Origin of the sequence: Roseibium sp. Sym1 (assembly GCF_027359675.1) — a bacterium.
Taxonomy (GTDB): domain Bacteria; phylum Pseudomonadota; class Alphaproteobacteria; order Rhizobiales; family Stappiaceae; genus Roseibium.
Genome location: NZ_CP114789.1, coordinates 12,060 through 37,738, shown reverse-complemented (window position 1 = coordinate 37,738; position 25,679 = coordinate 12,060). Strand labels below are relative to the sequence as shown.

Genomic DNA, 25,679 nt, shown 5'->3' with positions numbered 1-25,679 from the left:
TTGGAGCATCGCTATGACCGACCGCGCCAGAGGAACAGCCGCCAGAAAAGAAAAGCAAAAACACCGCCTCTATCAGGCGCGAACAGCCGCATTAACCGTTGCCCTAGGTGCAGTCCTGTCTGTCCAGTCACAGAGGGCTCAATCAGAACCAATTCCGGTGGATGTGCAATTGGTTTTGGCGGTGGACGTATCGAGTTCGATGAGCCGTGAAGAGCTCGAAATCCAGCGCTCGGGATATGTCGCTGCGATTAAAGACCCGCTTTTTGTAACAGCGATCCAACTTGGAGCGACCGGCAGGATTGCCGTTGCCTATGTGGAATGGGCCGGACCCGACTTTCAAGTTCTCACTATGCCATGGCAGATAATCGACAATTCGGAAACAGCGCAGCGCTTCGCAGATGACCTTGCGGCCAAGCCGCTGACAGGAGGAACCGACACTTCCATTTCCAAAGCATTGCTTTTTTCGGCATCGCTCCTCTCGAAATCGTCCTATCAGGCCATGCGCAAAGTCATCGATGTTTCCGGCGACGGGCCGAATACTACTGGGCCATACATCGTGCCAACTCGTGACGCCGTGATCGCTGAGGGGATTACGATCAACGCGCTGCCTTTGCTTCTCAATCCCGCTCCGTCGGAGATATCCGGTGAGGTGGAACTCATGCGCTATTTTGAGAGCTGTGTTATTGGCGGTCCTGGCGCATTCGCCTTTCCAGTTCGCAACACGGACGGTCTCGTTGCAGGGATTAAGCGCAAGCTCATTTTGGAAGTCGCTTCGGCCGGACCACATTTAGTGACCGTTTCGGCATCAGATTGGACTTCAGCCGATTGCAGAGTTGGGCAAAGAGAATTCTACGAATGAACTCAAATCGTTCATTCCAAGATGCTATGCACCTTCAAAATCTTTCAAGATGGCCCGCATTACGAGTTCGGGCTGACAAAGTCCGAATAGGTCCTCAATCACCCGCCCCCTCACCTCCCTTGCAACCCGGCCCAGCCGGTCGGATCGGGGGCTGGCCGCTTCAGCGAGCGGCAAAGTCTGACTGTCGCATTTCTATCGGGCTAGCGACGTCGCGTTTCTAAACAGCTTTGACAGTTATAACGTTACATTCAACGTCGCGCATTCTTTTAAATGAAGACATCGCCTACAGAGCCTGAAACACGCCTGCTGACCGATCAAAGTATTTCTCGGGAGGAACTTGTCAGCGGTTCAACAGCCGAGCCTGGCTTTACAAGTTTTTCAGCTCTGCCTCGATCAACTCCCTAATTGCTCTCTTCAAGTTATCCACTTTCGGGGACTTTTTATCGTCATAGTAAATGCGATGGATGTTGAAAGATGCGGCGCTTGCGACGACAGGAGAGATGGAGGCAATATCTAAGATCTTGCCTCCGACGCTCACATTGATCTGCTGGGGATGGCCGCCGACGACACCTCTCGTCTTATAGATTGGCCGATTATACGTGTCGTAATAGCAGCTATCGCTCCAGATTGAGGAATCTGCCTGCAGCTTCTCGGCAACAGCCTTACAGATTCCTTCGATCAGCTGAACGCGTGATAGTGCAGTCAGTTTGCTGGTTCCGACGCGTGCGGCAAGTGCTTCGTCGGCTACCTTCCAGATATCGACCATTGGCAAAATCCGGCGGTCCGAGAGTCGCGTCGCGACGTCGCTAACAGAAGGATCAGTCGCTTCGCGCAATAGATGGAGGGATCCCCAAAAGAGCGTATCGTCGAGAAGGTGCGCGTGGTCGAGATTGTCCGGCTCACGAAAAAATCGAATAAATGGGTGGTTCTCCGAAAGACCTGTGGCTGTCACCTCATTTGAGTCGATCAGCTGAAAAACCTTGCTCAAGAGCTGGGCGAACATGAACTCCAGACCCCTTGTCTTCTTGTGCAGATAGATGGTTGGATAGAGCTGGAACAACGTGACTGTGAACTGTTCGAGCGAGATATAGGCCTTGCTATCGACATAGAGAAATTGAGCATCACCGTTCTGACCTGGCTTAAAATTCCGTAAGAGCCAATCAAGGTCGATTCCTCCAGAGGACACACCGGCGAAGTAGGCGTCCCTTTTCGCGTAATCGAGCCTGTCGGCGTCAAGCTGACTTGAAACGATGGACGTATAGACGCAGTTTTCATCCTTCTTCTTAATGATGTCACGGACCATGCCGGGAAATTCAGAACCACCAAACTTAGTTAGCGCCGTGCCGATCGAAGAGTCGGTGATAATCTTTCGGCTAACAGACTCATGATCGACGGCAGCTTCGAAGCTCTCCGCGCGTTCGCCTTCGAGCGAGTTGCGCGCCAGAAAGAATTCCATGGCCTTCTCGAAAGCGTGGCTAAACATGCCGTGGCCGACGTCATGCAGCAACGCGGCTGCCAGGCAAGCTTCGGCCTTGGGCGACCATTTCCCGTCAGCCCCTTCGGGCTCTATAACCATCAGCATTCGTTTTGCAATTTTGTAAACGCCAAGTGAATGTGAGAAGCGAGAGTGAGCGGCCGAGGGAAAGACGTAATCGGAAAAGCCGAGTTGCTTGACACGACGCAGGCGCTGGAAGAACGGATCAGAGAGCAAGTTTTTGAGCTCATTTTCGCGTTCTCCATAAAAATCGATAAACCCGTGGATCGGATCCTTGATAACCTTGTTCAAAATTTCCGGCATTTTCCCCCCAACATGATATTTCCGGAATTGTAGTAACCAACTGCATTAGGCGAACATGCCACGCCTATTCTGCCAAGCGCGTGCGGATGCTTTTGAGAACTTGATCCAAGACTTCATTGCTATTCGTGGAGGTCAGGATGAGAGATTCGAAAGCCGCCTCGTCGGCGATCGCGCGGATCTTGTTAGCGGCTGCGACCCGAAACTCCTGATTTCCATCCCGTCCTTCACCAAGTCCAATTGCAGGATCGAGTTCTGTCATGACAAGCAGATCATAGTCACCCGCATGAGCAAGAGCGATCGAGCGAAGTTCGTTGAGCTGACGATCAGGTAGAGACCGGTCCGAAATTTCGAGGGCGGCATAAAGATAGCCTAACGCGTCAAAAACAGGACGATCGACAAGAACGACCTCGCAGTGCAAGGCAGCTTCAGCTTCCTGCCTCATGCCCTCCGCCATGATCCATAGTGTGCTTTCGAAATTGTGCTGGGTTAGGATCGGAAAGCCGCGGTCCCGTGCCGCCGTAGCGAGGTCATCTACCCGACCGATGGTCACCCCTTCGGTCGATAGGCGAGCGTCCAGTTGCTCCAGGAAAGTTGACTTTCCGGTCGAATGTGTGCCGGCTATTCCGATTTTAACTTTCCTCGCGCTCACAAAAAGCTCTCCTGCGATTTGAAAAGTATATCGGCTTCCCGTACACGGAGATCACGATCGGCGCGATCGAGCGGCCCTAGAAGTTCAACGAACAACAAGGCCGTCAGCGCAACGTCAAATTGAGCGGAATGGTGTTTCAAGCCTGTTTGCCGCTTTGCCTCGGTCGTCAACTTGAGAGCGGCGCCGAGGTTTTCCAAACTGTATGAGGAAAGGCCCGGGCGGAGGGAACGCGCGAGCTTCAAAGTATCGATTGCAGCGGATGGCTGCCATCCTGGAATCGATCGGCTTATAGCATCAAGCTCTACCCGGACGTTGTGACCGACGATCACACATCCGTCAGTCCATGTGACGACGTCGTCAGCAATGTCGTCGATACTCGGCGCACCGGCTACGACATCGTCGGAGAGGCCGTGAATCCTAGTCACGACCGCGGCGATTGGCTGCTCAGGCTTGATCAGCCAGTGAAATTCTCGGCCGGTGGGACGGAGTTCAACGAGTTCCAGCAACGCGATCTCGACAATCTCTGGAGGGGTAGCTCCGTTGCCTTCCACGTCGACGACCCAGGTCTTTTCCCAAATCATTCCCATCCGATCTCCGCACGCCCATGCCGATGCTGCCTATGCGGCTGCGCCCGGTCGTGGACTTGGAAATTTAATGTATGCTGCATGAAGTAGCGTTGCGCTTCGGTGCTGCCACTGACTACGATCCGACGATCAGAAATCTCGATTCCATTTAGGTCCGCCAGCGAGACGCTACGAGCGAGGCTTCGAACAGCCTCAGTGTCAGGTTTATGGTGATGCTTACTGCAGATCTCACGTTGGCCCTCGGGACAGATGCTACAAATTTCGCTGATGCCGAAATGACCATTAAAATCTGGTGTCCCGTGGGCGAAGGCGACCCCGCATGACGTTTTGCGGAAGATCGGGCGCCCTTCGAAATGGGCCAAAATTCGACTTTCGGTATCACGTGGTAAAATCTTTCGTCGGGCCAAATCCGTGTAAAGGTCAGGCACCCCGGCTTCTCGAAAATAGGCCTGGATTTCTTTCCGGTAAAAGAGGCCCGTGAAAACCGTCGCATCCGCTAACTCAGAAAGCCGGCGTGCAGACGCGAAGTGGTCGATCGTATCATTTAGACCCGAGATAATCGGGCGCCAGTAGAGGATCTTCTTCACACGAGACGCCGATTTAGCCAGCACTTCCAAGCTTCCTGCGGCTATCGCCGACGGTACTGGCTCCACACGTTCGTCATGGATCCCTGACCAGGTGACCAAGATCGTCAGTTGCAGGTTCTTGAGAGCTTCAAGACGCTCAACGTCTGATCGATCAATTCGCCATCGGGTGATAACCAGGACTGGATTGCTGAGCCCTCGCCTATCCAGAGCTTCGAGGGTCTTGAAAAGATGCGTCTTCACACCAGGCAGGAAGGGGTCCGTAGCTCGGTTGAAAATCTGAATCGGAGTCGTGTGAGCACGAAACGCCCAATGGCCGATGAGTTCCTGCACGGCGATTTCGTCATCGACGATGAGGTGGGGTCGCTTCATCGAAAAATTCTCGAACAAGTGGCGTACGCAGTAGCCACAATCCAGAGGACACCCGACGATGTGATTGAGACTTAAGCCCGACTTTCGATAGTCAATGAAATTCCGAAGGCTTCGAGGTAGATCATCCGGCGCAGGGCGCACGGACTTCAAATTTAAGAATTCTGCTTTTGTCACGTGTACCTCCCAAACCCACAGTCGGACAGTGAACTGCAACACAGGAAAACACAAGTTAGCCGCGAGGAAACATCAACCACCATCACTCTATGCTGCGATGTTCCTTCGAAGCGACCTCGCATCGACCACGCAGAGAAGCATGTATCCAAACGGGATATTCTCACCGCCAGACACGGACCAGCTAGCGAGCAAACTAGTAGATCATGAACAGTATCGTCACGGAGATTGTCATGTGACACGTTTTAGCGCGACATGTGGTGCGACTGCTTTGAGGAAGAGGGCCGCTACGCGCCTTAATCACATCCATCCAGACGCGACAAAGAGTTCCGCTGCTGTTTCAGCCATTCTGTATTGCCCGATTGCTGGCCATACAGAATTCTGTTATTCGTTCCTCTGCTTGCGGTGAGCAGAGGAAAGTGGTCATGGCGATCAACACAACGAAGGACGCGCTGAATTCTACAAGCCGTCACTCCATAGAGAAGCTCGAAACTCTGAATTTCAAGGTTCCGGCCGACTTCAAGAAGGCATTTAAAGGTTATGCCGTTGCCCAGGGTATGACGATGGTTGACTTGCTTCGTGAAGGATTTGAACTCAGCAAAGACAATCGTAAGTCCTGATGCAGCCGATCAAAAGCGGAATATAGTATGTCCGTCAGCGGCGCGAAAACGGCTTGGATTGAGCATCTGGATGTCAGCAGTGTCCAGATTGATGGTCTAGTTCGGGTCGCAGGATATTTGCCTGATGGCCGTCCGCCCGAAGAAGTTGTGACCATGGAGAAGGCCGCCTCATATGGCGCCTACGCGGTGTTTTTCGAAGCGGGGAAACAAGGCAGGCCGGGGGCACCGCAAGCGTTCTTATTCGTCGATGATGGGCCTGCTAATAATCCGGCGTTTGCGGAGTTGCACAAACGAATCTGGAGTTGGGGCGGCGTTCCACTCCTTTATCGGCGGATACCAGGCCTGGTGCAGCTCTTCCGATGCGCCCACAAGGCCGATTTCATTTCGGCTTCGGGAGATCTAGTCTGCAAACCAGTTAAAACACTGGGACTCGCTTCACGTATAGTTGCAAAAGAAGCTTGGTGGGACGCAGAAAGACTGCGAAACAGCACGCTTTGGGATGATCCAGCAGCTTGCAAGCTACTTCTATCCGCGTCGAAATCGGCACATCGCCTGCTTGTCGATGCCGTTAGTGGCCTCCATTCTAGACTGAAGAGTAGTGGTCTACTGAACGCAGGGCTTCGACGCCGCCTTCTTATCCTTTCACTCCTCATTGCTTATCTGGAAGAACGCGGCGTTCTCCCAGCCGACTTTTTCGGGCAATTTACTGAAGGTGCCACGAGATTTTTTCATGTTCTTGAGGACGGTCCTGCGCTTGTACAACTTCTTCGATCTCTTGAAATGCGCTTCAACGGCCACATTTTCAGAATTCACGACGAGGACCGCGCCGCACTTGAGAACAGCACGGAACTTCAAGGTTTCAGCACGCTGATAGAGGCGCGGGTTGAAGCAGGAGGGCAGCTCAACCTCTGGGCGCTCTACTCTTTCCGCGATTTACCCGTCGAGGTTATCAGCCATATCTATCAGCTATTCGTTTCCGACACCGATAGCTCCGTCTATACACCTCCTTCGCTTGTCCGCCTCATGCTTGATGAGGCATTGAGCTGGCAACGACTTGACCGGGTGATCGACCGAGACGAACTCATCCTCGATCCTGCATGTGGCTCTGGTATTTTCTTGGTCGAGGCTTACAAGCGCCTCGTGCTGCACTGGAGAAGCCGAAACGGCTGGGCTAAACCTGGTGTCCATGTGTTACGCGCATTAGTCGAACGCCTTCGCGGGGTTGATGTCGAAGGTGGCGCGATCGAGCTAGCAGCATTCAGCTTGTGCCTGGCGCTATGCGACGCGCTGGAGCCTGAAGATATCCGCGCAAGTGTTCAGCTTTTCCCAAAGCTAAACGACCGTACACTAATAGAATCCTGCTTTTTTGAAGCAAAGGAGAAAAAACGCATTGTTGGCCCTATCGGCGTCGTTGTTGGTAATCCACCCTTCGTATCCGCCCTCAAGACGCAAGGTGCAATCCGAAGCTATCAGCGCTTCACAGAAGCTATCGGTACTGGGGCAGACAAGCAGATTGCGTACCTGTTCTTGCATGAAGCCATGGAACTTCTCGTTCCTGGGGGTACGCTCTCCATGCTTCAACAGTATAACCTGATCTACAACGCCAGCTCCGCACCTGTTCGCACTGCCTTTTTTTCACGTTGGGATGTGCGCGAAATCCTCGATTTTGTGTCGATTCGTGGATTGTTTAGCAAAGGTGGCGCAGACACTAAAATTGTCGCCGTCGTTGCGGATGCGGCTGAACCACCCAATAACCGCAGAATCTTGCACGCTGTTTTTCGTCGCGCTGGTCGTGCCGATGCCGAACAAGGTTTCGATATCGATTATTATGATTTGCATTGGCTACCGCGCAGTGACGTTCTCGCGGAACCCGGACCTGAAATTTGGCGTTCGGGTCTCTTGGGCGGGGCGCGCGCTTACAGCCTCGTCAAAAGGCTCAAGCAATATCGTACGCTTAAGCAGCATGCCGCTGAACGAGGGTGGCATGTTCGCGAGGGGTTCGTTGAGGGCCAGAAGGGTGTATCCCGGCCCTCTGATCACCTGATCGGCAAGCCACTTCTGCCCTCGACCGCTCTTTCCGTGACCGGCATCGACAAAAGCCAAATCACTGTAGTGCCAGACAAGCCGATTGAGGGCCCTCGCTCGGCCGAACTCTTCACTCCGCCTATGCTCTTGGTCCGCGAACATGAAGATTTGCCAAATGCGATTTGGTCTGAAGAGTATCTCACCTTTAAGAACCAGATCGTCGGATTCGCCAAGGCTGGCCGCGACGATCTAGAGGTAGTTGCACGCTGGCTCAAAACTGAGTCGATCGCGTTGCGCGCCTATGCAGCTGGGATCAGCACGAAGCTCTTCACCCAGAAGGCGACTAATATTGCCGGAGCTGATGTGCTTGCTTTGCCATTTCCTGAGGATGGCGATCTCGACCTCAGCGACAATGAGCGAATTGTTGCCGAGGATATCGTCCACCAGTATCGAGAATTCGTTCGCAAGGGCAACGAGTCTTGTCTTTTACGCGAGGATGCCTGCCAGGTACTTGACGACTTCGCACGTTTGTTCTGCAAGCAGATCAACACAGTTTATCAAGAAAAGCCGCTGATATCGCTGACACCGCGGCGCTGGTCAGGAATCGTCTGCCAGCCCTTCGTGTTTGGGACTGGGGTGATCGATTGGGACGGCGAAGATACGCTGCACGACAAGATTGATGTTCTACTAAGGGAACAAAAGGGCACGTCGGTTTCCATTACACGCATCGCAAGAATATATGACGGGCATTTTATTTTCCTTCTGAAGCCGGATCGTCTTCGTTACTGGCTACGTTCGGTGGCATTGCGCGATAGCGACGACGTATTGGCCGATCTTCGGGCGCAAGGATTTTGAATGCTGGCGGATTCTGACGGAGTTAATGTTCAGAGTGGGGGGTTATCACCCGACCTACATCGTCCGAAGACTTGGCTTCATCAACTGATAACTTTCATTCTGGAAGAATTGCCGAGCTGGCGGGATCGTGGTGGTCGACCAACTGCGGATTCTGAAACACAACTAACCTCGCAACTCTGCGCTCACCTTAACGGCACCACCCGAAAATCTCCCGGCTGGGACGTTCTCCAGTTCCGCATCGAAGAGCCCGACGAAACGAAGCTTTCGCGCCGAATTGATCTCGTTGCAGCGCCAGCGGGAGAGGTCATCTGGATTGAAGGACGCCGGCATGACGATTTTGATACGCTTCTTCCAATTGAATGCAAACGACTTCCCACACCAAAGGGCAAGAACCGAGACAAGCGTGAGTATTTGCGCGTTGCGAACGGCAGCACTGGTGGCGTACAGCGCTTCAAGGCGGGATTGCACGGCGCGGCGCACGAACAGGCAGTCATGATCGCTTATGTGCAGACGGGCGGCATAGTGTCTTGGATCAACCGACTCGATTTCTGGATTCGCGCCCTATCTCGTGTTGGTATTTCCGGTTGGAGTCTTGATGATCGTCTGAATCTAGTCAGCCACGACACCAATCTGCGTATCGCCGTCCTATCATCCGAACACGAACGAGAACTCAACCTAAACAGAATTGAGCTTCGTCATTTGTGGGTCGAGATGTGAACGTCTCGGGTCAATTTCACCATCGAATAGACGTGAATCAACTAGCGGATAAGTATAGGAGCGGTGGCTGAAAATATCAAAAACATTTCGTTTGCCATCTATGTATATTCGTGACGAAGTTGTTCAAATACATTTCGCACGAAACTTGAAAACTAGGCCATTTAATAAACAGATTTGCGGAAAGCCGACATGATGACGTGAATAATGGCGACGCAGGCGCAAAAGTCTCTTAATACGGTCGCCCGTCAATCCCCATGTTTGACGAATAGAGAAGTTGATAAACTCTAATTTTGTAAGCTGCCAATCAAAAGCGCATGGACATGCGCCGCCTCGTCGGAAAAAATCTCACCCGCCTAAGAGATGAGCGGAATATGACGCAAAAGGAAATTGCGGCGATCAGTGGCATCAGCCAGCAATATCTGAGCAGCCTGGAACGCGGAAAACGGAACCCAACCGTTATTACAATCTATCAGATTTCATTGGCGCTCAACGTGGATCCGATGGAGTTTCTTCGACGGATCAAGAAGCCGAAAGATTAGCACCACGGCTCGCGATGTCCGTGCCACGGCCGGGCAAGCCCCTCGTTGATGAGAATTTGGCTTACGTCGTTGCCGTTGACCAAGACCCTTGCGAGGGTGCGGCCATACTTGTCCTTGCCATTTCGGAGGATCTGAATGCGTTGTCCGTTCGCCAACTCGGCGAGCCGGCGCTTGGCCTTCTTTGCCATCTGGATTTCATAGGAACATTTTCCGTCGATCTCGGCGGTATCCAGGCCGAGAACCCGCACACGCTCCGAGCCGTGCTTCATGCCGATCAGGAAACTGTCACCGTCCCAAACGCGCAATTGCTGTGGCTGGCATGTCGCAGCACAGAGATACACGGCAACAACGATGTGGCTGGTCATTCTCTGTTGAAGTCCCCTATTCCGGACAGATCAACGCCAATGTCCGCCTTGTTTGGATCCTGCGCCCATAGCTGTTGCCGGAGTTCATTCCTGGGGTCCGGACTCGCATTGTCAGCCTCTGGCGCCGGCGCTCCCTCCACTGAGGCGGCCGGGTCCGGAGCAGCCAGATCAACGCTCTCTCCTGGGTCTTTTGCCGTGAACACATACTCACCGTCGAAATACCCGGTCTGGTATGCCTCGATGGCATCTTCGAACGCCTCTTGAACCGGCGTGCCGTACCACTTCGTCACGACCCGATAGACGCGGGCGAACAGCGCGGTCCCGATTTTGATGTTGTTGCAGGTGTCGAACACATCCGCGGTGACCTGGGACTTGTCGGTGACGCCAATTCCAACGGGGTATTGCGTGAGCCCGACGCGCACGACGGCTTTGCCGAGGTGATCCTGAACCAGCTTCATCGCTTCTTCGGGTGATTTGACCTTCGGCACCAGAAACGTCTTCGATCCGGCACGAACGGTCACGTTCAACGGATCTTCTGATCCTGCCGCCGCAATGAACTCTTCAACGATGGCAGGGGTCAAGGAAGGGTCGGCACACTGTTCTATCAGGGCGGCATCTATCATGGCTTCACTCGTTGAATGCGATCACCAGCGGAACATCGAACAGCTTTGCCCAGGCTGTGACGCTGGCACGCTGAATAGCGGTAATGTTGCTTCCGCCGGTCCACCAGCCGTTGGCGATCGCCACGATGATATCGGCGTTCAAAGCCATGGATTGCAGGACAGGCCAGATAATCAACTGCTCGTAGCAGATCAACGGCGCTGCGCGATAGCCCGCGACAGGCATAACTGGATTGTAGAATATGTAGGCGTTGGCTCCGCCGCCGTCTCCTGTGAGCCGGCGCCAAGGCTGCCACATGGAAACCGGGACCGGCATGCGTTCGCGATAGAGGATCCGCGTGTCCGACTTCGCGATCTCCACCATCACCGTGTCATAGCCGCTCTTTTGAATGGCCGCGGCGCCCCCGATCACGGTCACTGACAGATCCGACAAAGCATCTGTCCAGAGCCGTTCCGTCGTCGGAGTCCATAGTCCTAAAGCGCTCTCGGGCAGGACCGCTACCTTAGCCCCCTGCCCGGCCGCCTTGCGAACCATGGCGATTGTTTCCTGCTGCTGCTCATAACCGGCGTGCTGTCCAGCCCCTTCATAGCGGAAAGTGGTGTTGATGCCGGTCCAACCCTCAATTACGTTCGGGTCCGTCCAGAATGCGGCGGACCAAGCAGCACATCCGGCGACAATCGGGACCGCGATCCTCCAAAGGCTTGTGGTCATCATGAGCAACAGGATCGCGGTCGCTGCCAGTCCGAACCAGCTCCATCCCGGAAAGAGCACGCCGGCCGCAGTGATCGGGCTGGCCCAACCCATGATTCCGAAGGGTGGCAAGCTCATCAGAACGCTTGCGATTAGATACCGCAGCATTCGCGGCCAACCGGATCGGCCCGACCACAGCGCGGAATAGACGGCGACAAAGACGAGAGACGCTGCGAACCAAAGGCCGATTCCGATAGCATATTGGGATCCGAAGAATATGGACGCGCCCTGCGGCAAGCCTCGTGAGGCTCCGAGGAAGTGCGCCGCTGCCACCAGCGCCGCCACGGATCGGGACGGAGAATAGGCCCAGAAAGCCGGAAACAGCATTCCGGCCGGCAGCAGAAGCACGTTGCCGGACCAGCCGATTGTGCCGGTCGCAATGCCTCCCAGGACGCAAAGCAGACCCCGCGCGAATTTAGGGCTGGAAGGTGAGCACTTCTCGCGCCAGGCCGAGAATGCCGCTCGCCGGGATGGGGCCAAAATATCTTGAATCATAAGAAGCCACGTAATCGGAATGAACAAAGATATCGCCCGCCGGAACGATACCCCCGGCATAGGCGGTCAATGGACGCCCCTGCTCGTCCTTCGCCTGGATGGAAGAATGCGCCAGGAGCTCGCCATCGACGGCAACCTGATTGCCCTCGATGGTGACGGTCTGTCCCGGCAAGGCCACAACGGTTTTGATGAGCGGTGCCATGCCGCCGTTGCACAAACCTGCAGGAAGATAGAGCCGATCGCGCGCCAGTTCGATCGCCGGCGAATTCGCCGGCGGACAGATGAACAAGGTGTCCCCCCGGCGAGCTTCCCTGGACAGTTCCTCGATCCGCCAAAGTCCGAGTGGGAAACTCGGTGTGGTGTTGATCCGGTAGCCGCCGAGAAAACCGGCGGCGGCAATGCCGCCAATCGCTAATCCGGCCAGCGACAGGATTGCCAAGGCTTTCCGCTTGCCCCGTCGCCGCGCCTTCTCTATCACCGGGTCATGCCCTGATCTTTGACCTGTTCCTTTTTCAACACCTGCGCTTGAGCTTTCTCCTGGGAACGCTTCTTTGCATCGACTTTCTGCAGCGCGTTGAACTTCGGCCATGCATCCGCAAGCTTGCTCCGATCTTCATCGGCAACCCGGGCGGCGGCCTTTTCAAAGGCAGGCCCCTCCGGTTTGAGACCGGCCATGAACGTTCTCTCGCCGAACCTCTGGTCCAGCTTCGCGGCGACTTCACCGAGCTCGGCCTCGACCATCTTGTCCGCCAGAAGGAAGGACAGGCCCGCATTCAGGTCGTTGCGGTCGATGGCATCGCGGATCCGCGACAAGACGCCATCGGCCGCCGGCGACAGCGCCGGCACATCGACGCGCGACAGATCCCGCTCCCGTTCCAACTCCACCGTGCGCAAGTCTCCGATCTCGGCCCTGAGACGGATGTAGTTTTTCACATCGTCGCTGAGCTGCGGAACGTTGTTCAACGCCTGCTCGCGAGCTTCGCGAGCGGACTTGCCCGCAAGCATTCCCGTCTTGCCGCGTAGCGATCCGAACTGTTCGGGCGCATTCGCCAATTCTTCAGCGAGCTTATCGCGGGCGGACACCTGCTCAGCGCCACTCGATTTCACGATGTCATCGATCCGCATCGACTTTACGGCCTCGTCCGGCTGCTCATAGACGAGACGGGCGCGGTTCTGGATTTCAACCCAATGGGCTGTCAACGTTGCATCGGACTGCAATTTGGCCTCCACAGTCTCAGTGACGGATAGTGCCCATTCCTCAACGCCTTTGATCCAGGGCTGCAGCGGGGCCGCCTGTTCGCGTGGCTCTGTTTGGACGGTAAGTGCGTTTGTGGCAAGACCGCGTGAACCAATGCCAAGCTTTGCGCCGAGCACGGCAAGCCGCTCGCCGAGCGCCAAGAGCTTCGCCCTTTGCTCGCCAAACCAACGGCGCTGGTTCTGCACCATGGCCTTCGCAACCCGAAGTCCGTAGAGACCCCGACTGCCCGCGTAGCTGAGCGCCTGGGCATAGAGTTCCGAGCCCGCATAATCGAGCGTCGTATCCTTGGCACCTTTCTTGGAAAGAACCTCGACCAGGCCGCCATTCTTCGCAAACGACAACGCTCCGTGATAGAGCTTCACGTCTTCCCGGTGCCTGGTCATCGCGACATAGGTCAGATGCCGGTCCAGCGAAAGCGTTGCCAGAACCTTGACCTTGTCGACGGTCGCGCCTTGAGATTTGTGGATCGTCGTCGCATAGCCGTGATCGACATTGCGATAGGTCTTCTGGTTGACCTCGACGCGCCGGGTTTGATCCGATCCCCCACTACCACCAACAGCCCCGATCTCTGCAACAATGCGCCCCTCACCCGCTTCGACCACGCGGCCGATCATGCCGTTCTTGACGTTTAGGTCTCGGTCGTTCTTCAGGAACACGATCTGATCGCCAGCAGCAAAGAACCGTTCGCCGTCCTCGGTACGGAACTTGTGCCCTTCCTCAATCAGACCGCGTTCAATGAGCGTGGCGCGTGCCAACTTGTTGAGCTCAAAAACATCAGCTCGAAGATGGGCAAGCATCAGCATCGACTTCGAGGGATCGTAGTCGGCCGACCAGTCATCGATCATGCCTTTGATGACCTGATCCTTGAGCGGCATGCTGACAACGTGACCGTTGGCGCGATACGCGTTGATCGCTTTGGCGACATCGCCCCGTGCAAGATCCATGGACGCATCGCGCATCCACTGTTCGCGCTGACGGTAGATCGTGCCAAGTTCCGCGTAGCCCGTTCGGCCCGTCAGGGACCGAAACGCGGCACCGGCTTCGATCGGCTGCAGCTGCTCCGCGTCCCCGATCAGAATGAGCTTGGCTCCGGCCTTCGCGATCGTCTCGACAAAGACGCACATCTGCCGACTATCGACCATGCCCGCCTCATCAATCACAAACACGGTCTTTCTATCCGGAAGCCCCTCACCCCGCGCCCACGACAATTGCCAGGACGCCAGGGTGCGCGATGCGATTCCAGCTTCCTTCTCCAGCCCCTCGGCCGCCTTGCCCGCCAGGGCGGCGCCGGCGACATGATAGCCGTTCGACTCCCAGACCTGACGGGCGGCTTTCATCATCGTGGTCTTGCCCGCCCCTGCCCGGCCGACAACGGACGCCATTCGCTCATCGGCCGTGATGCGCTCAATCGCAACACGCTGTTCATCGGAAAGCTGCTGGATCTTGGAAAGGACCGCGGCGCGAGACCGCTCATCGACGCCATGGGAGGAAGCGGAAACAAGGTGATCGGCCCGCCGCGCCATCTCCGATTCGAGCCGCATCATCTCCCGGCTGGTGAGCTTCGCCGGTTCCATTTCGCAGGTTTCCGGATCAACCGCTTCGACGGCGAGCTTCACGACATCCGGGGAATTCAGAACGCGCGCCAGCAGGTCCTGGAACTTACCCGGATCGTCCACATAGCGATGAAGGTATTTTGCAATGTCCCGCTCATCGAAAACGCTCTTCTCGCGTGTGATCGCATCAATGACAATTTCCGGGCGGCGTTTGATACGCCGAACGTTCTCCAGGCAACTTTCCGCATGCCAGACCGCTCGTTCCAGATCGGCTTCACGTCCTTGGGCTTTGGCTTCTTTGGCAATGTTGCGAGCCTGAACTCCGATCTTGGATGTCGGGCGAAGCTCGATCCCCTGAGCCTCATAGCTGCGGTGATCGATCCGCGTTTCCTGGCCGGCTTGCTCCAAACTCTTGTTTGCATGCGTGGCCCAAAGCTCCCGCCACTGTTTCAGCGTTTCCTTGTCGCCAGCCCATGCCTTGTACTGGATCTTGCCGTTCTTCTGACCTCCCGCCCGAACCGGTTCTCCTTTCGCATCGAGAAGCGTTTCCCACTTCGACCCGAACCCCGCCTCCGTCAAAGGAGCCATCGTCAGCATGACATGGACATGCGGATTGTTTTCTTTGTCGTGATAGACCCAATCCGCAATCATGCCTCTCGATGTGAAGGCTTCGCGGACATAGCCTTGGACGAGGGCAACGTTCTCTTCGCGGCTCAATTCCGACGGCAGCGCGAACACGATCTCGCGGGCAAGCTGCGCATTGGCGCGGGTCTCATGCGCCTCGACCGCATTCCAAAGAGCCTCGCTCGCGCCGGCGACACTCCGCCCGTCGATCAGTGTCCGGAACCACTGTGGCGTCTGATCCGGCAGCGCCAGTTCCTCATGAACCAGATCGCCGTCCTTATGGGCGTAGTTGAATTTCTTGTGGTCCAGATCGTTCGATACCGTCATCTGGGTACGATGCCGGTATGCCGCCGCCGCGACACTCGACCGGCCTTCGCTCCGGGAGATCACCTGAACATGGAAATGATAGATGGCCATGGAGGGCGCTGAACCTGCGGGCGGCGATGATGGGGGCGAACGGTGGCGGGTTGAAGCGAGCGAAGCGAACAGCCAAGCCTCTGAAATTCATTTCAAGGGCCTGGCGTCAAACTTCGCGACAGAGTTGCGAAGACACTTGACGCTTAGCATACCGGGATTGTATCCACAATCCTATAAGTGCGCATTGGTAAGTTCTGCTTGAAAGCAGTCCTCTTAATGAGCAGCCGCCATGCGGCGGCTGGGCGCAAGCCCATCTCTTCGGTTTCAAGTCGCGAAGCTCATTTTCTGAAAAAGGCATTTCCAAACATGTTTGGCTGGCTCATTCGCAGAAAAGCGCAAACACAGGTCACTCCACCCGCCCCCACCTCTGAACGACAAGCTCCAAAAGTCGAAGCCAACCCAAAGGCGGCCTCGACACTGAAGACCGAAACACGCTCTTTTTCACTGGAGAGGGTCAGGCTTCAGAATGCGATGGGCTTTAAGGTCAGCCACGACGATTTGCCTGACAGCTTCCCGCTTCACTATTTCACCAAACGTCCTTTGCCGAATGGATCGATTGCGCTCTTTCCCGGCACGTGGGGAGCGGAAACACTGGAAATCAATCTGCCCATCCGGACGACGGAACAAGCCGACGCCCAGGAGGCGGGAGCGCAGGTAGAGAATGAAAGCGCTCTCATCGATCTGAGGAAGGTCGATAAGATCCCTGCCGAGCTGGATCTCTTCTTGCCGCTCTTCGCCAAAAGCGAAATCCAGCCACTCATGATTGACATGATCCCCGAAACCTCCTTCGGCGCATCCCTCGCAAACATCCTTACGCAAGGGAGCTGGAACGCGTTGCGGCTTGAGGCTACCGCGCGAAGCGGCGGCTGTTGTCAGGTCTGCGGTGACAAGCCCCAATCAATCGAGTGTCATGAGCTGTGGGAGTATCACACTCCGAAACGCCGCGACGCTGTATCGGATACGCGCGGCGTTCAAACTCTCGTAGCGTTGCTTTCCTTATGCAAGGCTTGTCACCGGATGTTTCATCCGTGTCGCGCTGATGCGCACGGCCAGTCTGACGAAGTGTGGGAGCGCATTGCCTGGGCAAACCGCTGGACGGGCGAACAGACTGCCGCCTATTCCCGTATCGTTCAAAAGATCTGGCAACGGCGATCTGCGATCACTTGGGATCTTGATCTAAGGCTGGTTCGCAATTGGGAACTTGTAGTCAGAAAGGCGAAAGTCAATATGCTTGATGACGGCCGTCTCCAGGATCTCATATCGGATCGCATCACCGGTCTGCTCGGCGTCAACTGGCGCTTTTCCAAAGAGAGCGAATTTCAAAAATCGTTGCCTCTTCCGGATTGGTTGACTGTCTAACCGACCTCCCGCCCGGATCTGGTTTACCACAGGCTACGGCTTTCTCTTCGGCGCTTGATGGGGAGCGCGTTCAAGCCTCCGCCCGCTCCGTCCGGTTTTCCTCAAAACCGGACTGCGGCCCTTCGGGCTGGAAAACCAGATCCTCAAAACCCGCATTTCGAAACCGATAGGCCCATCTCTTTTTACCTGAGCGGACTCCGCATGGGTTGAACGAACGGCTCCCGCTGCAACCCGTCTCGACACGGAGTCCCCGACCCGTTAAGAGCGAACCATGCCGCACCGGCAACCATTCACTTGAAGAGGATTATTTCATGGCTCCACGCACTGCCAAAACCGCCTCCGAACAGATCGACGACATCGAAGCACAGATTGCGAAACTGCAGCAGCGCAAAAAGGAAGTGCTCAAGAAGCAGTCCGAGCGCGTTGCCAAGCTCGTCATGGAGAGCGGCCTGGCCGATCTCGACATTGACGAGGCAGAGCTCTCCAAAGCTCTGAAAGATGTTGCTGCCCGATTTCAAAACCCGGCCACTCCACAAGCTCACACTCCGGCTCCGCAAAATTGAGGGGCAATTCCGAACTCTCGAAAATCGGATAAAGCGGGCTCGGTTCATGGACCGCAAGAAAGACGCAAGAGAGAAGATCCAGCTCGGCGGCCTCATCGTCAAAGCCGGACTTCGCGAAACCGACAAGGCCATCCTTCTCGGCATCCTCACCGATGCCGCGAAACAGCTTGGCGATACAAATCAGCGCGACAGATGGCGCGCGATCGGAAAGGCGGCGTTCAAGGATGACAGTCAAAAGGGCAATGTTGATGCTGATCCCGATAGCCCTCATGCTGGCGGCGGTGTGGGGCTTGAGCGGGATTGAGACGAAGATGGCCGCGCTCGCCACAAATCAAAAAGCCTACATGATGCTCGGCAGGATCGGGCTCACCCTCCCCTCCCTCGTCGCTGCCGGCCTCGGTCTCATTGTTCTCTTTTCAGCGCGCGGCAGCCTCGACGTTAGCTGGGCTGGCGTGGGCGTACTCATCGGCGGCCTGATGGTGTTCACCATCGCGGCGCTCCATGAGGTGCTGCGGCTGAATTCATTTTCGTCTCAGGTGCAGCCTGGGACAATCCTGCAATATGCCGATCTCTATTCGCTCAGTGGTGCAACCGGCGCGCTCTTCGTCGGCCTGTTCGGATTGAAGGTCGGCCTGAAAGGAAACACGGCGTTCGGCGTCAATCGGCCGAAACGCGTTTCCGGCCGACGGGCCATCCATGGCGAAAGCGACTGGATGGACAACGCGATGGCTGCAAGGATCTTTCCGGAGCAAGGCGGAATTGTCCTGGGTGAGCGCTACCGGGTCGATAAGGATAGCGTGACGGAGGTCAATTTCGATCCGCGCCATAAGGAGACCTGGGGCAAAGGCGGCAAGGCTCCCCTCGTTGCATTCGATCAGGGGTTTGGATCAACCCACGGCATCGTCTTTGCCGGATCGGGCGGCTACAAGACGACATCGGTAGTCATTCCGACCTGCCTTAAATATCCTGGTTCGATGGTCGTCCTCGATCCATCGACAGAGATAGCGCCGATGGTATCTGAGAGCCGCAGCGCGATGGGACAGAAGGTTATCTGTCTCGATCCAAAGGAATCTGACGTCGGTTTCAATGTCCTCGATTGGGTCGGACAGTTCGGCTCGTCAATCGAAGAGGACATTGCGACGGTCGCGGCCTGGCTCATGTCGGAAAAGCCGCGGCTTGCATCCGGCGCCGATGACTTCTTCCGCACCAATGCGGAACAGCTCATTACCAGCGTAATCGCGCATGTGGTCTTTTCCGATCAAGAGAACGCCACGGGAAGTCGGTCGCTGCGCGCCGTGCGGAGCATTCTGACGAAACCGGAGGAGAACCTGAAAGAGTTCCTGGCCGACATCCACGACACGGCTCCGACCGAGTTCGTGAAAGAGCTTGTCGGTCCGTTCATCAACATGACGCCTCAGACCTTCTCGGGCGTCTATGCGACCGCGGCCAAGGAAACGCACTGGCTTTCCTATGACAACTATGCGGCGCTGGTATCCGGCAACACGTTTGGAACGGATACGATTACCAACGGTCGGACGACGATCTTTCTCAACATCGATCTGTCCACTCTGGAAAATCATCCCGGCATGGCCCGTGTGATCATCGGTGCGTTCTTGAAGGCTGTCTATAACCGGGACGGCAACGTCAACGGCCGGGTGCTCTTCATGCTGGATGAGGCTGCGCGCCTCGGCTACATGCGCATCATCGAGACGGCCCGTGATGCCGGTCGCAAATACTGCATCTCGCTCTTGATGCTATTTCAGTCTCTCGGACAGATGCGGGAAGCCTTCGGCGGGAAAGATGCCACGTCCAAGTGGTTCGAATCCGCGTCCTGGGTCTCCTTCTCCGCGATCAACGATCCGGACACGGCCCGGTACATTTCCGACCGCTGCGGCATGACGACAATCGAGGTGGAACAGGTCAGCCGCTCCTCGCGCGGTGGTCATGTCACCCGTAACCGGTCCCGCCAGCTCTCTCAGCGTCCTCTCATCCAGCCGCATGAAGTTCTGCAAATGCGATCCGACGAACAGATCATCTTCACCAGCGGCAACGAACCACTGCGTTGCGGCCGGGCCATGTTCTTCCGACGGAACGACATGACCGAGAAAGTCGGCGCGTCCCGGTTTGGCAACTCAAGCCAGGCGAAGAACTGATGAAAAGCAGGATTATCAAACGTCCTATCGGGGTAGGTCCCTGGGGATAGAAGTTCGGCGATACCCTACCAAGACGGTCTGGCGCGCTCGATGCGCGCCAGGCTGTCACCATGATGAAGACTGCGAGAGGGCTTTCGCCCTCTCGCGATTGAACGTTTCAAAAGCCAATATCGAGAAATGCGGCTGTCCGGCCTGACGCCTCCAGAATGGCAAGGGCGCGCGGGTTGGCCTTCAGTGCCTCTTGAGCGGCGGCTAGACGATCCCACGGTTCAACGTTTTCAAAGACTTCCTGTTCGCCGTAAGCATCGACAAATCCGCAGTACTGCGGTTCCGTTTTAAGAGCGTCTAGTCGAAACTGCACGCTGGCGATCACTTGATAAGCCTCGCGGAGCTCGGCCCAGTAAGCTGCACTGCCGCCGTCGATGGTGTTGACTTGATTGATCATTGATTTGTCCTTTCGTTTTTCTGACGAAAGGTCCCCACTTCTGCACGACGAGGGAGTCAAGGACCGCGCAGCGGCCGGCGGAGCCGGTGAGTGGGGGAGCCGATTTTCTCGTGGACGCGCGCAGCGTGGCCGCGTGAAAATTGGGGGAACCGCTCATCCTTTACTCGTGAGGAGTTGGAGTACGATGGGCTTTCACAGAAGAAGCATAAACCTCCCGGCTGGGTGATGCCTCATCGGCAAGCGGAGCGCGCAGGGCGAAGCCCGGAGATCAATTGGGCCTTTCATCGGCCCGAAGGCCGGGGGATTAACCCCGGCGATCGCTGTTCAGATAGTCATTCGGAATGACGGCCTGAAGTGCATCGTCATCCTGATCCGGATACCGGCCGAGGTTCGCGTAGAACTTCGAGTGGCCCGTGTTGATGGTGAGCGAAAAGTACGGATCGCCGTTGGCGTTGTTTCGCTCCCAGATGCCACCGATATCGATGCGCTTGCCGGCTGGGCTCTTGGCATAGAGCCGGAACTTGGGGGCTTTCTCGTTGTCGCTGTGCAAGGCTTCGCCGGTCACATCGACGTCGAAGGCCAGAGTTGCAATGTTGCCTGTGAGCTTGTCACCGGCGAACTGGATGTAGTTGGTGAGGTTGTCGGTCATCTTCCGGTTCCTTTTGTTCGAATTGCCGATGGACAAAAAGAACGGCCGCCAAGAGCGCGGGCCGCACCCCGAAGGGACCGCAACGCCAGTGCAGGACCGCAGGGCGGGAAGAATTTGGGTAGCGAGGAGCCGGGAACCGGCGGGGAAATTCTTTGCGCCCAAGGTTGAGGACGAGCTCAAGGCCGTATTGTCCAATCGTCGGCATATTCGGATAGCTCCAATGGGAACCGGAAGATGACCGGCCCCCTGCCCTCTCCGCAATCTGTTTCGCCTGGCTAGCGGACTGGCCCGCCCTTGCCTCGCTCCGCCGACTTCGCTTGTTCCAGCTTGCGGGCTTCCTGTCGAACACGAACCTGCCCCTTGTCCAGCACTTTCAAGGTGCTCTTCACCCGCTCTATCTGTTTGGGATCGAGGCCGTGTTTCTGGGAGAGCTCCGCATGCCTTTCAGGCTTCATGTGCGCACGGATCTCCCTCAAGTCCGTGCCGAAGCGTTTTTCCAGCGTGGCCATCACCTGCCGGAGCTCGGCCTTGTGCGCCTCGGTCAACGGCATGGTTTCCTGAATGGCTTTCATCAGCGATTGGCTTGGCGCGCTGACCTCAACCCGCGCCTGGTCGACAACGGCGCGGCGCTCCTGGGCCATCGTCTTGCGGATCCCGTGCACCACGTTGATGTGGGTTTCCACGATGGCACGCAGGTTCACGGTACCGGCAAGGGCATTCCGGCGCGCAAGCCGCTCTTCGCGGCTGGAAGTTATGCCGCCTCGCCCTGCGAGTTTGCCGAATTTCTCGGGACCGTCCTTCAATTCATAAGCCAGCGAGGCATCGCCAAGTTTGCCCAGTTCTGCGGCGTCTTTCACCCGATTGATAACCTTTTGAGGATCCGCGAAGACGACCTTGAGATGGCGCTCCAGGCTCTCGGTCGATTTGATGGCAGCTTTTGAAACCGCAAGCCGGTCCTGCAGCTCCTCTCTCGTCACCTCGGGGCTGAGCACCTTTTCCGGCACCATGACGCCGGCGGCTTCATAAACGAGAGATTCAAGGCGCTCCTTGGTGGAGCTAAGAACACGTTCGGCATTCTGTGCCGGCGGCTGGCCCAGAATGGAAAAATCCGATTGGACCGTGATCGTGATTTCTGCATCGCCTGCCGGCAACCTGACAGGAAGGTCCGCCCGGTCCAGCGCGACGATGCCCTTTTCGGTCAACAGGCTGGCAACGCGGTCGCTGTGTCCCAGGATTTGACCGGTCAGGGTTTCGCCTGGACGGGATGCGCGTACATTGTAGTCGAACGGGTTCTCTCCAAGCCGTTCCAGATCCGAGAGTGCGCCCCGGATGGCCTCCCGCCGATTGGGATTTAGGGAGTCCTCGAGGAGATGTTGCATCAACGGGCTTTTCGGATCGTGGGTCGTCTCGATGGAGGCCTCGATCATGCGTGCCTTGGTGATGACGGATAAATCCACCTCGCGGCCATAGTGCTGACCGAGCATCGTAATGAAGGCTTCCTGGGCGCGGCCATTGCCTTCCCGAAAGGGGTGAACGTAGTTGAGCTCCGACAGCGCCAGGGCCGCCCGTCTGGCGAATTCTTCCGGGGTGGCCGATTTCATGACACTCTGGTCTTGAATCGGCTTCAAGGCTTCGTTCAAGCCCAATTCCAGACGGGAACCGTGCAAAAAGGACGTTCCGCCTTTCGATATGACGCCGATCGGCTCAACGCGCTCGCCATCAATGACAGGGCATTCGTTCCGGGTATGCCCTGCCCACTCGTAGACATCCTGAAAAATGAAGCGGTGTATGGCTTTTAAGTGAGCAGCGTCGAAGTTGCCCGAGGGGCCACGGCCTTGAACGACTTCTGCCATCCGCGAGGTCGTTAGCGCGTATTCGGCGGTCGTCAGATCACTTCGGGTTCTGAGGTTCAACTTGTTCCGCAGGACGCCTGAGCGCTCCGGATCCCCTGGAACGTCCGGATAGGTGTAAGAGCCTTTTTGTTCGTTGCTCAAACAGAATTCCTCACAAAAATAAGCCGCCCATTCCGGGGCGGCCTGGACCTTCTCTGAAGGGAATTCAGGACTTTTGAAAGCGGGCCATCATCTCGGCGCGGTGCTCTTCAATCGTTATGTCGCCGGCGACATAGCGAGCGTTGGCGTTTTCCAGAACCGGATCATGAACATAGCCCTGCCGTTTGTTCGCTGCGGTGGCTTGCTCAATGGCTCTGCGGCGCTGTTCCACGGCTTCCGGGGAACGATCTGGACGGGAGGAATGAACGTTCATGGGGTAGTCTCCAAACTACGGACCTAGCAACTGACGCCATAGAGAGCCTGAACCGGGAAAAGTTCCTAACTCTCTAACCTATAATAGCATTTTTGGCTGTCGAAGGCGAATGCCGAGCGTGTTTGCCGTTCATCTACCGAAGGTCCGGCCTTGCAAGCGAGCGATCGGCAAAGCTTATCCCGGATTTCGTCACCGAACGCGGATCTGGCAATCAAGACTTCCAATCAAACGAATGGATCGACAAGTTGCACGCCTGTCGGTTCAAAATCAGACGCGTTCCCGGTAACGACCCATCCGTTACGGGTCAAAGCCTGAGCAGCAATCATCAGATCAGCGCCGTTGTGACCAATTCTCGCGGAGAGCTCACCCCAACATAAGGCATCTGATGCGGTAAACTCCAACAACCGGTCTCCAAACATTGAAACCGTCCGGTCCAACCACTGACGAAGATGCTTGGCAAAATCCATATTCCGCCGTTCCTGAAGCCGGATTCCTCTTTCAATTTCGCCAAGCGTGACAACGCTCACATAGAGCGTTTCCTCCGGCTTATCCGACAACCAGGCAGCGACCTTGGGCGCTCTTTCCGCACGCCTTGCGGCAGTAATCACGTTTGTATCCAGAACATAGATCAAAATTCGACATCCCGGGGCGTTACCTTTGATCGCTCAATGCCCTCTCCCGGGAAGCTGAGGACATGGTCTGCAAAGCTCTCGCGCCGCCCCTTCGCTTCTCTGAGAAGCCGGCGATACTCTTCCGAGGAAATAACGACGACAGCTGGTTTGCCTCTGCGGGACACTTCCTGAGGCCGGCCAGCCATTGCGGCTTCAACCACAGCGCTGAATCTGTTCTTTGCATCTTGAAGAGAAATCATCTCGCCCTCACTAACTGGCTAGCTATCTAGCTAGATAGCATTTTCTTCATCGATTTCCAAGTCTATCGTGTGGTCAGCGCAAGTTTTCGCCGCCCGGTCCGCGCGTCCACCGCCTCACACCAGCCCATGCAGAGACTTGTGAAGGTGGAGTTTGCCCTCCCCTGCCCTGTCAATCATGGCGCGGAAATACCCGCCGGGCGAAGCAATGTGCTCCGGATCCCGCAGCGCCTTCTCTGCGACAACCACAAGGCAGGCCGCGGCCAGATATCTGCCTTGCCGCTCGACAGCGAGCTGATATCCGGCTGGACTTAGGCCGATCAGCAGGCGCAACTGTTCAGCAGCTCCACAAAGGGCTGGCCAACTGTTCAAGTTGATCCCGGTTTCTGCCTGTACCGATGAACATGCCGACTGGATGAGTCCTATGGAAACGCCATCCAGGTTGGTTTCGGGTAATTTGCTTGGTCCTGCCCTGCCCGCTTGCGATTTCGGCCGTTGTGTTTCCGAGCGACCGCCGCAAGGCTCTTTTTCAAGAGCCATTTCAACGGCGAAGCCGTTGTCAGAAGGAAACTTAGTGTCTTGCTCGTTAGAGCAAGTCCGCTGAGAATTACTTCTAAGAGAGTCGGTTTGGGTTGTAATAGATAAAGGGCTGACATCAATGTCACCCGCGGATGACAATTTATCCTTTATTTCCAACGAGTGGGCGTCATGGAGAGCCAGAATTTCCGTGTAGATCGTTTCCAGGATCCCCGCCTTTTCCACGACAGTCAGTTCATCCCGGTTCACAACTGAATGGGCCCGTGCTGCAAAGCCGTGAAACTCCGCAGGCTCCAATTCGACCACGTCGGCGATCGCCCGTGAAAAGCGCGTGACGGCCCGCTTGGCTTCCTGCTCTGCCTTAATCCGGCGCTGGAACGCATCCGCCTGAGCCTTGAAGGCTTCCAAGTTGAAGCATGCAGGCGTGAAGTCGAGCCCGTAGGCCTGCGCGAAATCTCCGTCTGAACCGCGGTACATATAACGGCGCCCAGTCGGGCTGTCCCGATAGGCAAGCACTCCGGCTTCGACGAGCTTCTTCAGGCAGCGGGTGACGGTGCGTGTGGTGCGCCGTGTGTATTCGGCGAGCCGTTGATTTGAGATCGCCACCACCGGCCGTTTCCCTGTCTGGAAGTCGTCCGCCTGGACGAGGCCCAGGAGAATATCCAGGACATGGTAGGCCGTGCCATCAATACCAAGCGCCGGCGCGACGCGTTTCAGAACCAGGGAGATTTCCTTTTTGGTGACCTTCGGCCGATCCTCCTGGGACGCCAGATGCGCGCTCGCAAGGATCCCGGCAGACACCTTGCGAAAACTCGCAATCTGCTGAGACGAAGACATAAGTCCTCCTTTGCCGGAAGCGCATAAACGCGACCGGACACTGAGTGTTCAGATGCGAGACAAGCAAAAAGACGCAAGAAATCGTGCTCTGCTCAAAGACAGAACTTGCGTTGCGCTACAAGTGATTCTATGATTTTAGCTGCTACA

Annotated in this window: 25 protein-coding genes; 9 read left to right on the top strand and 16 right to left on the bottom strand. The window is 56.2% G+C overall.

The features are described 5' to 3' along the window. Positions 1-13: 13 nt before the first annotated feature. Positions 14-859, top strand: coding sequence for a DUF1194 domain-containing protein (locus O6760_RS32520; RefSeq protein WP_152508016.1), 846 nt, complete (start codon positions 14-16; stop codon positions 857-859). A 367-nt stretch (positions 860-1,226) separates the two neighbouring features. Here the strand turns inward: O6760_RS32520 and O6760_RS32515 are convergent, their stop codons facing one another. The 4 genes from O6760_RS32515 to O6760_RS32500 all read right to left on the bottom strand — a co-directional run bounded on the left by O6760_RS32515 (position 1,227) and on the right by O6760_RS32500 (position 4,846). Beyond that, positions 1,227-2,657, bottom strand: coding sequence for an HD domain-containing protein (locus O6760_RS32515; protein WP_062492166.1), 1,431 nt, complete (start codon positions 2,655-2,657; stop codon positions 1,227-1,229). Between the two features lie 64 nt (positions 2,658-2,721). Beyond that, positions 2,722-3,306 (bottom strand): AAA family ATPase, encoded by a 585-nt coding sequence (locus O6760_RS32510; protein WP_152508015.1) that lies wholly within the window; start codon positions 3,304-3,306, stop codon positions 2,722-2,724. Further along, on the bottom strand, positions 3,303-3,887 hold the full coding sequence (locus O6760_RS32505; protein WP_062492232.1) for a 3'-5' exonuclease: 585 nt from the start codon (positions 3,885-3,887) through the stop codon (positions 3,303-3,305). The genes O6760_RS32510 and O6760_RS32505 overlap by 4 nt, the downstream gene beginning before the upstream one ends. Then, the gene (locus O6760_RS32500; RefSeq protein ID WP_088665295.1) at positions 3,884-4,846 is read right to left on the bottom strand and encodes a radical SAM protein; all 963 of its coding nucleotides are present in this window, start codon (positions 4,844-4,846) and stop codon (positions 3,884-3,886) included. The genes O6760_RS32505 and O6760_RS32500 overlap by 4 nt, the downstream gene beginning before the upstream one ends. 596 nt (positions 4,847-5,442) lie before the next feature. Between O6760_RS32500 and O6760_RS32495 the strand changes: the two genes are divergently transcribed. The 4 genes from O6760_RS32495 to O6760_RS32480 all read left to right on the top strand — a co-directional run bounded on the left by O6760_RS32495 (position 5,443) and on the right by O6760_RS32480 (position 9,773). Next, a complete protein-coding gene (locus O6760_RS32495) occupies positions 5,443-5,637 on the top strand; it encodes a hypothetical protein (protein ID WP_062492162.1) in 195 nt (64 codons plus the stop codon). A gap of 27 nt (positions 5,638-5,664) precedes the next feature. Continuing rightward, positions 5,665-8,517: an HsdM family class I SAM-dependent methyltransferase gene (locus O6760_RS32490; RefSeq protein WP_209171745.1), complete on the top strand. Its 2,853-nt coding sequence runs from the start codon at positions 5,665-5,667 to the stop codon at positions 8,515-8,517. Continuing rightward, entirely contained in the window at positions 8,518-9,234 is a 717-nt protein-coding gene (locus tag O6760_RS32485; protein WP_152508014.1) for a hypothetical protein, read from the top strand. Between the two features lie 314 nt (positions 9,235-9,548). Then, positions 9,549-9,773 carry a helix-turn-helix domain-containing protein gene (locus O6760_RS32480; protein WP_062492156.1) on the top strand — a complete coding sequence of 75 codons (225 nt, stop codon included), beginning with the start codon at positions 9,549-9,551 and terminating at the stop codon, positions 9,771-9,773. On the opposite strand, the gene O6760_RS32475 is transcribed toward O6760_RS32480, so the two are convergent. From O6760_RS32475 to traA, 5 genes are read right to left on the bottom strand one after another with little or no spacing between them, the layout of a single operon-like run. Continuing rightward, positions 9,770-10,138 carry a thermonuclease family protein gene (locus O6760_RS32475; RefSeq protein ID WP_062492154.1) on the bottom strand — a complete coding sequence of 123 codons (369 nt, stop codon included), beginning with the start codon at positions 10,136-10,138 and terminating at the stop codon, positions 9,770-9,772. The two genes, O6760_RS32480 and O6760_RS32475, sit on opposite strands and share 4 nt — an antisense overlap. Continuing rightward, positions 10,135-10,761, bottom strand: coding sequence for a TraH family protein (locus O6760_RS32470; RefSeq protein ID WP_062492152.1), 627 nt, complete (start codon positions 10,759-10,761; stop codon positions 10,135-10,137). The genes O6760_RS32475 and O6760_RS32470 overlap by 4 nt, the downstream gene beginning before the upstream one ends. A gap of 4 nt (positions 10,762-10,765) precedes the next feature. Next, complete coding sequence (locus O6760_RS32465) at positions 10,766-11,890, bottom strand: conjugal transfer protein TraB (RefSeq protein WP_062492230.1); 1,125 nt, start codon at positions 11,888-11,890, stop codon at positions 10,766-10,768. A gap of 34 nt (positions 11,891-11,924) precedes the next feature. Continuing rightward, complete coding sequence (gene traF / locus O6760_RS32460) at positions 11,925-12,443, bottom strand: conjugative transfer signal peptidase TraF (RefSeq protein WP_088665296.1); 519 nt, start codon at positions 12,441-12,443, stop codon at positions 11,925-11,927. A 35-nt stretch (positions 12,444-12,478) separates the two neighbouring features. Further along, complete coding sequence (traA, locus tag O6760_RS32455; RefSeq protein WP_152508012.1) at positions 12,479-15,856, bottom strand: Ti-type conjugative transfer relaxase TraA; 3,378 nt, start codon at positions 15,854-15,856, stop codon at positions 12,479-12,481. A 216-nt stretch (positions 15,857-16,072) separates the two neighbouring features. On the opposite strand from traA, the gene O6760_RS32450 reads away from it, so the two are divergent. From O6760_RS32450 to traG, 4 genes are all read left to right on the top strand, one after another. Further along, complete coding sequence (locus tag O6760_RS32450) at positions 16,073-17,215, top strand: hypothetical protein (protein ID WP_152508066.1); 1,143 nt, start codon at positions 16,073-16,075, stop codon at positions 17,213-17,215. 311 nt (positions 17,216-17,526) lie between these two features. Beyond that, entirely contained in the window at positions 17,527-17,778 is a 252-nt protein-coding gene (locus O6760_RS32445) for a TraC family protein (protein WP_062492145.1), read from the top strand. Between the two features lie 46 nt (positions 17,779-17,824). Next, the gene (gene traD / locus O6760_RS32440; RefSeq protein ID WP_062492143.1) at positions 17,825-18,082 is read left to right on the top strand and encodes a conjugal transfer protein TraD; all 258 of its coding nucleotides are present in this window, start codon (positions 17,825-17,827) and stop codon (positions 18,080-18,082) included. After that, positions 18,027-19,931, top strand: a complete 1,905-nt coding sequence (gene traG / locus O6760_RS32435) for a Ti-type conjugative transfer system protein TraG (protein WP_265733584.1) — start codon at positions 18,027-18,029, stop codon at positions 19,929-19,931. Before traD ends, traG begins: the two co-directional genes overlap by 56 nt. Positions 19,932-20,088: 157 nt before the next feature. Here the strand turns inward: traG and O6760_RS32430 are convergent, their stop codons facing one another. The 7 genes from O6760_RS32430 to repC all read right to left on the bottom strand — a co-directional run bounded on the left by O6760_RS32430 (position 20,089) and on the right by repC (position 25,532). Next, the gene (locus O6760_RS32430; RefSeq protein WP_062492139.1) at positions 20,089-20,376 is read right to left on the bottom strand and encodes a hypothetical protein; all 288 of its coding nucleotides are present in this window, start codon (positions 20,374-20,376) and stop codon (positions 20,089-20,091) included. Between the two features lie 304 nt (positions 20,377-20,680). Further along, the gene (locus O6760_RS32425; RefSeq protein WP_062492226.1) at positions 20,681-21,025 is read right to left on the bottom strand and encodes a DUF736 domain-containing protein; all 345 of its coding nucleotides are present in this window, start codon (positions 21,023-21,025) and stop codon (positions 20,681-20,683) included. A 275-nt stretch (positions 21,026-21,300) separates the two neighbouring features. Next, on the bottom strand, positions 21,301-22,878 hold the full coding sequence (locus O6760_RS33535) for a Fic family protein (RefSeq protein ID WP_442969955.1): 1,578 nt from the start codon (positions 22,876-22,878) through the stop codon (positions 21,301-21,303). Between the two features lie 205 nt (positions 22,879-23,083). After that, positions 23,084-23,290, bottom strand: a complete 207-nt coding sequence (locus O6760_RS32410) for an antitoxin VbhA family protein (RefSeq protein WP_062492137.1) — start codon at positions 23,288-23,290, stop codon at positions 23,084-23,086. 224 nt (positions 23,291-23,514) lie between these two features. Further along, on the bottom strand, positions 23,515-23,922 hold the full coding sequence (locus O6760_RS32405) for a type II toxin-antitoxin system VapC family toxin (protein WP_062492135.1): 408 nt from the start codon (positions 23,920-23,922) through the stop codon (positions 23,515-23,517). After that, positions 23,919-24,107: a type II toxin-antitoxin system prevent-host-death family antitoxin gene (locus O6760_RS32400; RefSeq protein ID WP_332306237.1), complete on the bottom strand. Its 189-nt coding sequence runs from the start codon at positions 24,105-24,107 to the stop codon at positions 23,919-23,921. The genes O6760_RS32405 and O6760_RS32400 overlap by 4 nt, the downstream gene beginning before the upstream one ends. A 168-nt stretch (positions 24,108-24,275) precedes the next feature. Continuing rightward, positions 24,276-25,532, bottom strand: coding sequence for a plasmid replication protein RepC (gene repC / locus O6760_RS32395; RefSeq protein ID WP_062492133.1), 1,257 nt, complete (start codon positions 25,530-25,532; stop codon positions 24,276-24,278). Between the last annotated feature and the right edge of the window lie 147 nt (positions 25,533-25,679).

Coding starts and splice junctions, on each gene's coding strand:
- O6760_RS32450 (WP_152508066.1), top strand. CDS start 16,073: ATGAGCAGCCGCCATGCGGCGGCTGGGCGCAAGCCCATCTCTTCGGTT.
- O6760_RS32410 (WP_062492137.1), bottom strand. CDS start 23,290: ATGAACGTTCATTCCTCCCGTCCAGATCGTTCCCCGGAAGCCGTGGAA.
- O6760_RS32495 (WP_062492162.1), top strand. CDS start 5,443: ATGGCGATCAACACAACGAAGGACGCGCTGAATTCTACAAGCCGTCAC.
- traG (WP_265733584.1), top strand. CDS start 18,027: ATGCTGATCCCGATAGCCCTCATGCTGGCGGCGGTGTGGGGCTTGAGC.
- O6760_RS32445 (WP_062492145.1), top strand. CDS start 17,527: ATGGCTCCACGCACTGCCAAAACCGCCTCCGAACAGATCGACGACATC.
- O6760_RS32400 (WP_332306237.1), bottom strand. CDS start 24,107: ATGGCTGGCCGGCCTCAGGAAGTGTCCCGCAGAGGCAAACCAGCTGTC.
- O6760_RS32500 (WP_088665295.1), bottom strand. CDS start 4,846: ATGAAGCGACCCCACCTCATCGTCGATGACGAAATCGCCGTGCAGGAA.
- traD (WP_062492143.1), top strand. CDS start 17,825: ATGGACCGCAAGAAAGACGCAAGAGAGAAGATCCAGCTCGGCGGCCTC.
- O6760_RS32505 (WP_062492232.1), bottom strand. CDS start 3,887: ATGATTTGGGAAAAGACCTGGGTCGTCGACGTGGAAGGCAACGGAGCT.
- O6760_RS32490 (WP_209171745.1), top strand. CDS start 5,665: ATGTCCGTCAGCGGCGCGAAAACGGCTTGGATTGAGCATCTGGATGTC.
- traA (WP_152508012.1), bottom strand. CDS start 15,856: ATGGCCATCTATCATTTCCATGTTCAGGTGATCTCCCGGAGCGAAGGC.
- O6760_RS32485 (WP_152508014.1), top strand. CDS start 8,518: ATGCTGGCGGATTCTGACGGAGTTAATGTTCAGAGTGGGGGGTTATCA.
- repC (WP_062492133.1), bottom strand. CDS start 25,532: ATGTCTTCGTCTCAGCAGATTGCGAGTTTTCGCAAGGTGTCTGCCGGG.
- O6760_RS32475 (WP_062492154.1), bottom strand. CDS start 10,138: ATGACCAGCCACATCGTTGTTGCCGTGTATCTCTGTGCTGCGACATGC.
- O6760_RS32430 (WP_062492139.1), bottom strand. CDS start 20,376: ATGATCAATCAAGTCAACACCATCGACGGCGGCAGTGCAGCTTACTGG.
- O6760_RS32520 (WP_152508016.1), top strand. CDS start 14: ATGACCGACCGCGCCAGAGGAACAGCCGCCAGAAAAGAAAAGCAAAAA.
- O6760_RS33535 (WP_442969955.1), bottom strand. CDS start 22,878: ATGGCAGAAGTCGTTCAAGGCCGTGGCCCCTCGGGCAACTTCGACGCT.
- O6760_RS32425 (WP_062492226.1), bottom strand. CDS start 21,025: ATGACCGACAACCTCACCAACTACATCCAGTTCGCCGGTGACAAGCTC.
- O6760_RS32515 (WP_062492166.1), bottom strand. CDS start 2,657: ATGCCGGAAATTTTGAACAAGGTTATCAAGGATCCGATCCACGGGTTT.
- O6760_RS32470 (WP_062492152.1), bottom strand. CDS start 10,761: ATGATAGATGCCGCCCTGATAGAACAGTGTGCCGACCCTTCCTTGACC.
- O6760_RS32480 (WP_062492156.1), top strand. CDS start 9,549: ATGGACATGCGCCGCCTCGTCGGAAAAAATCTCACCCGCCTAAGAGAT.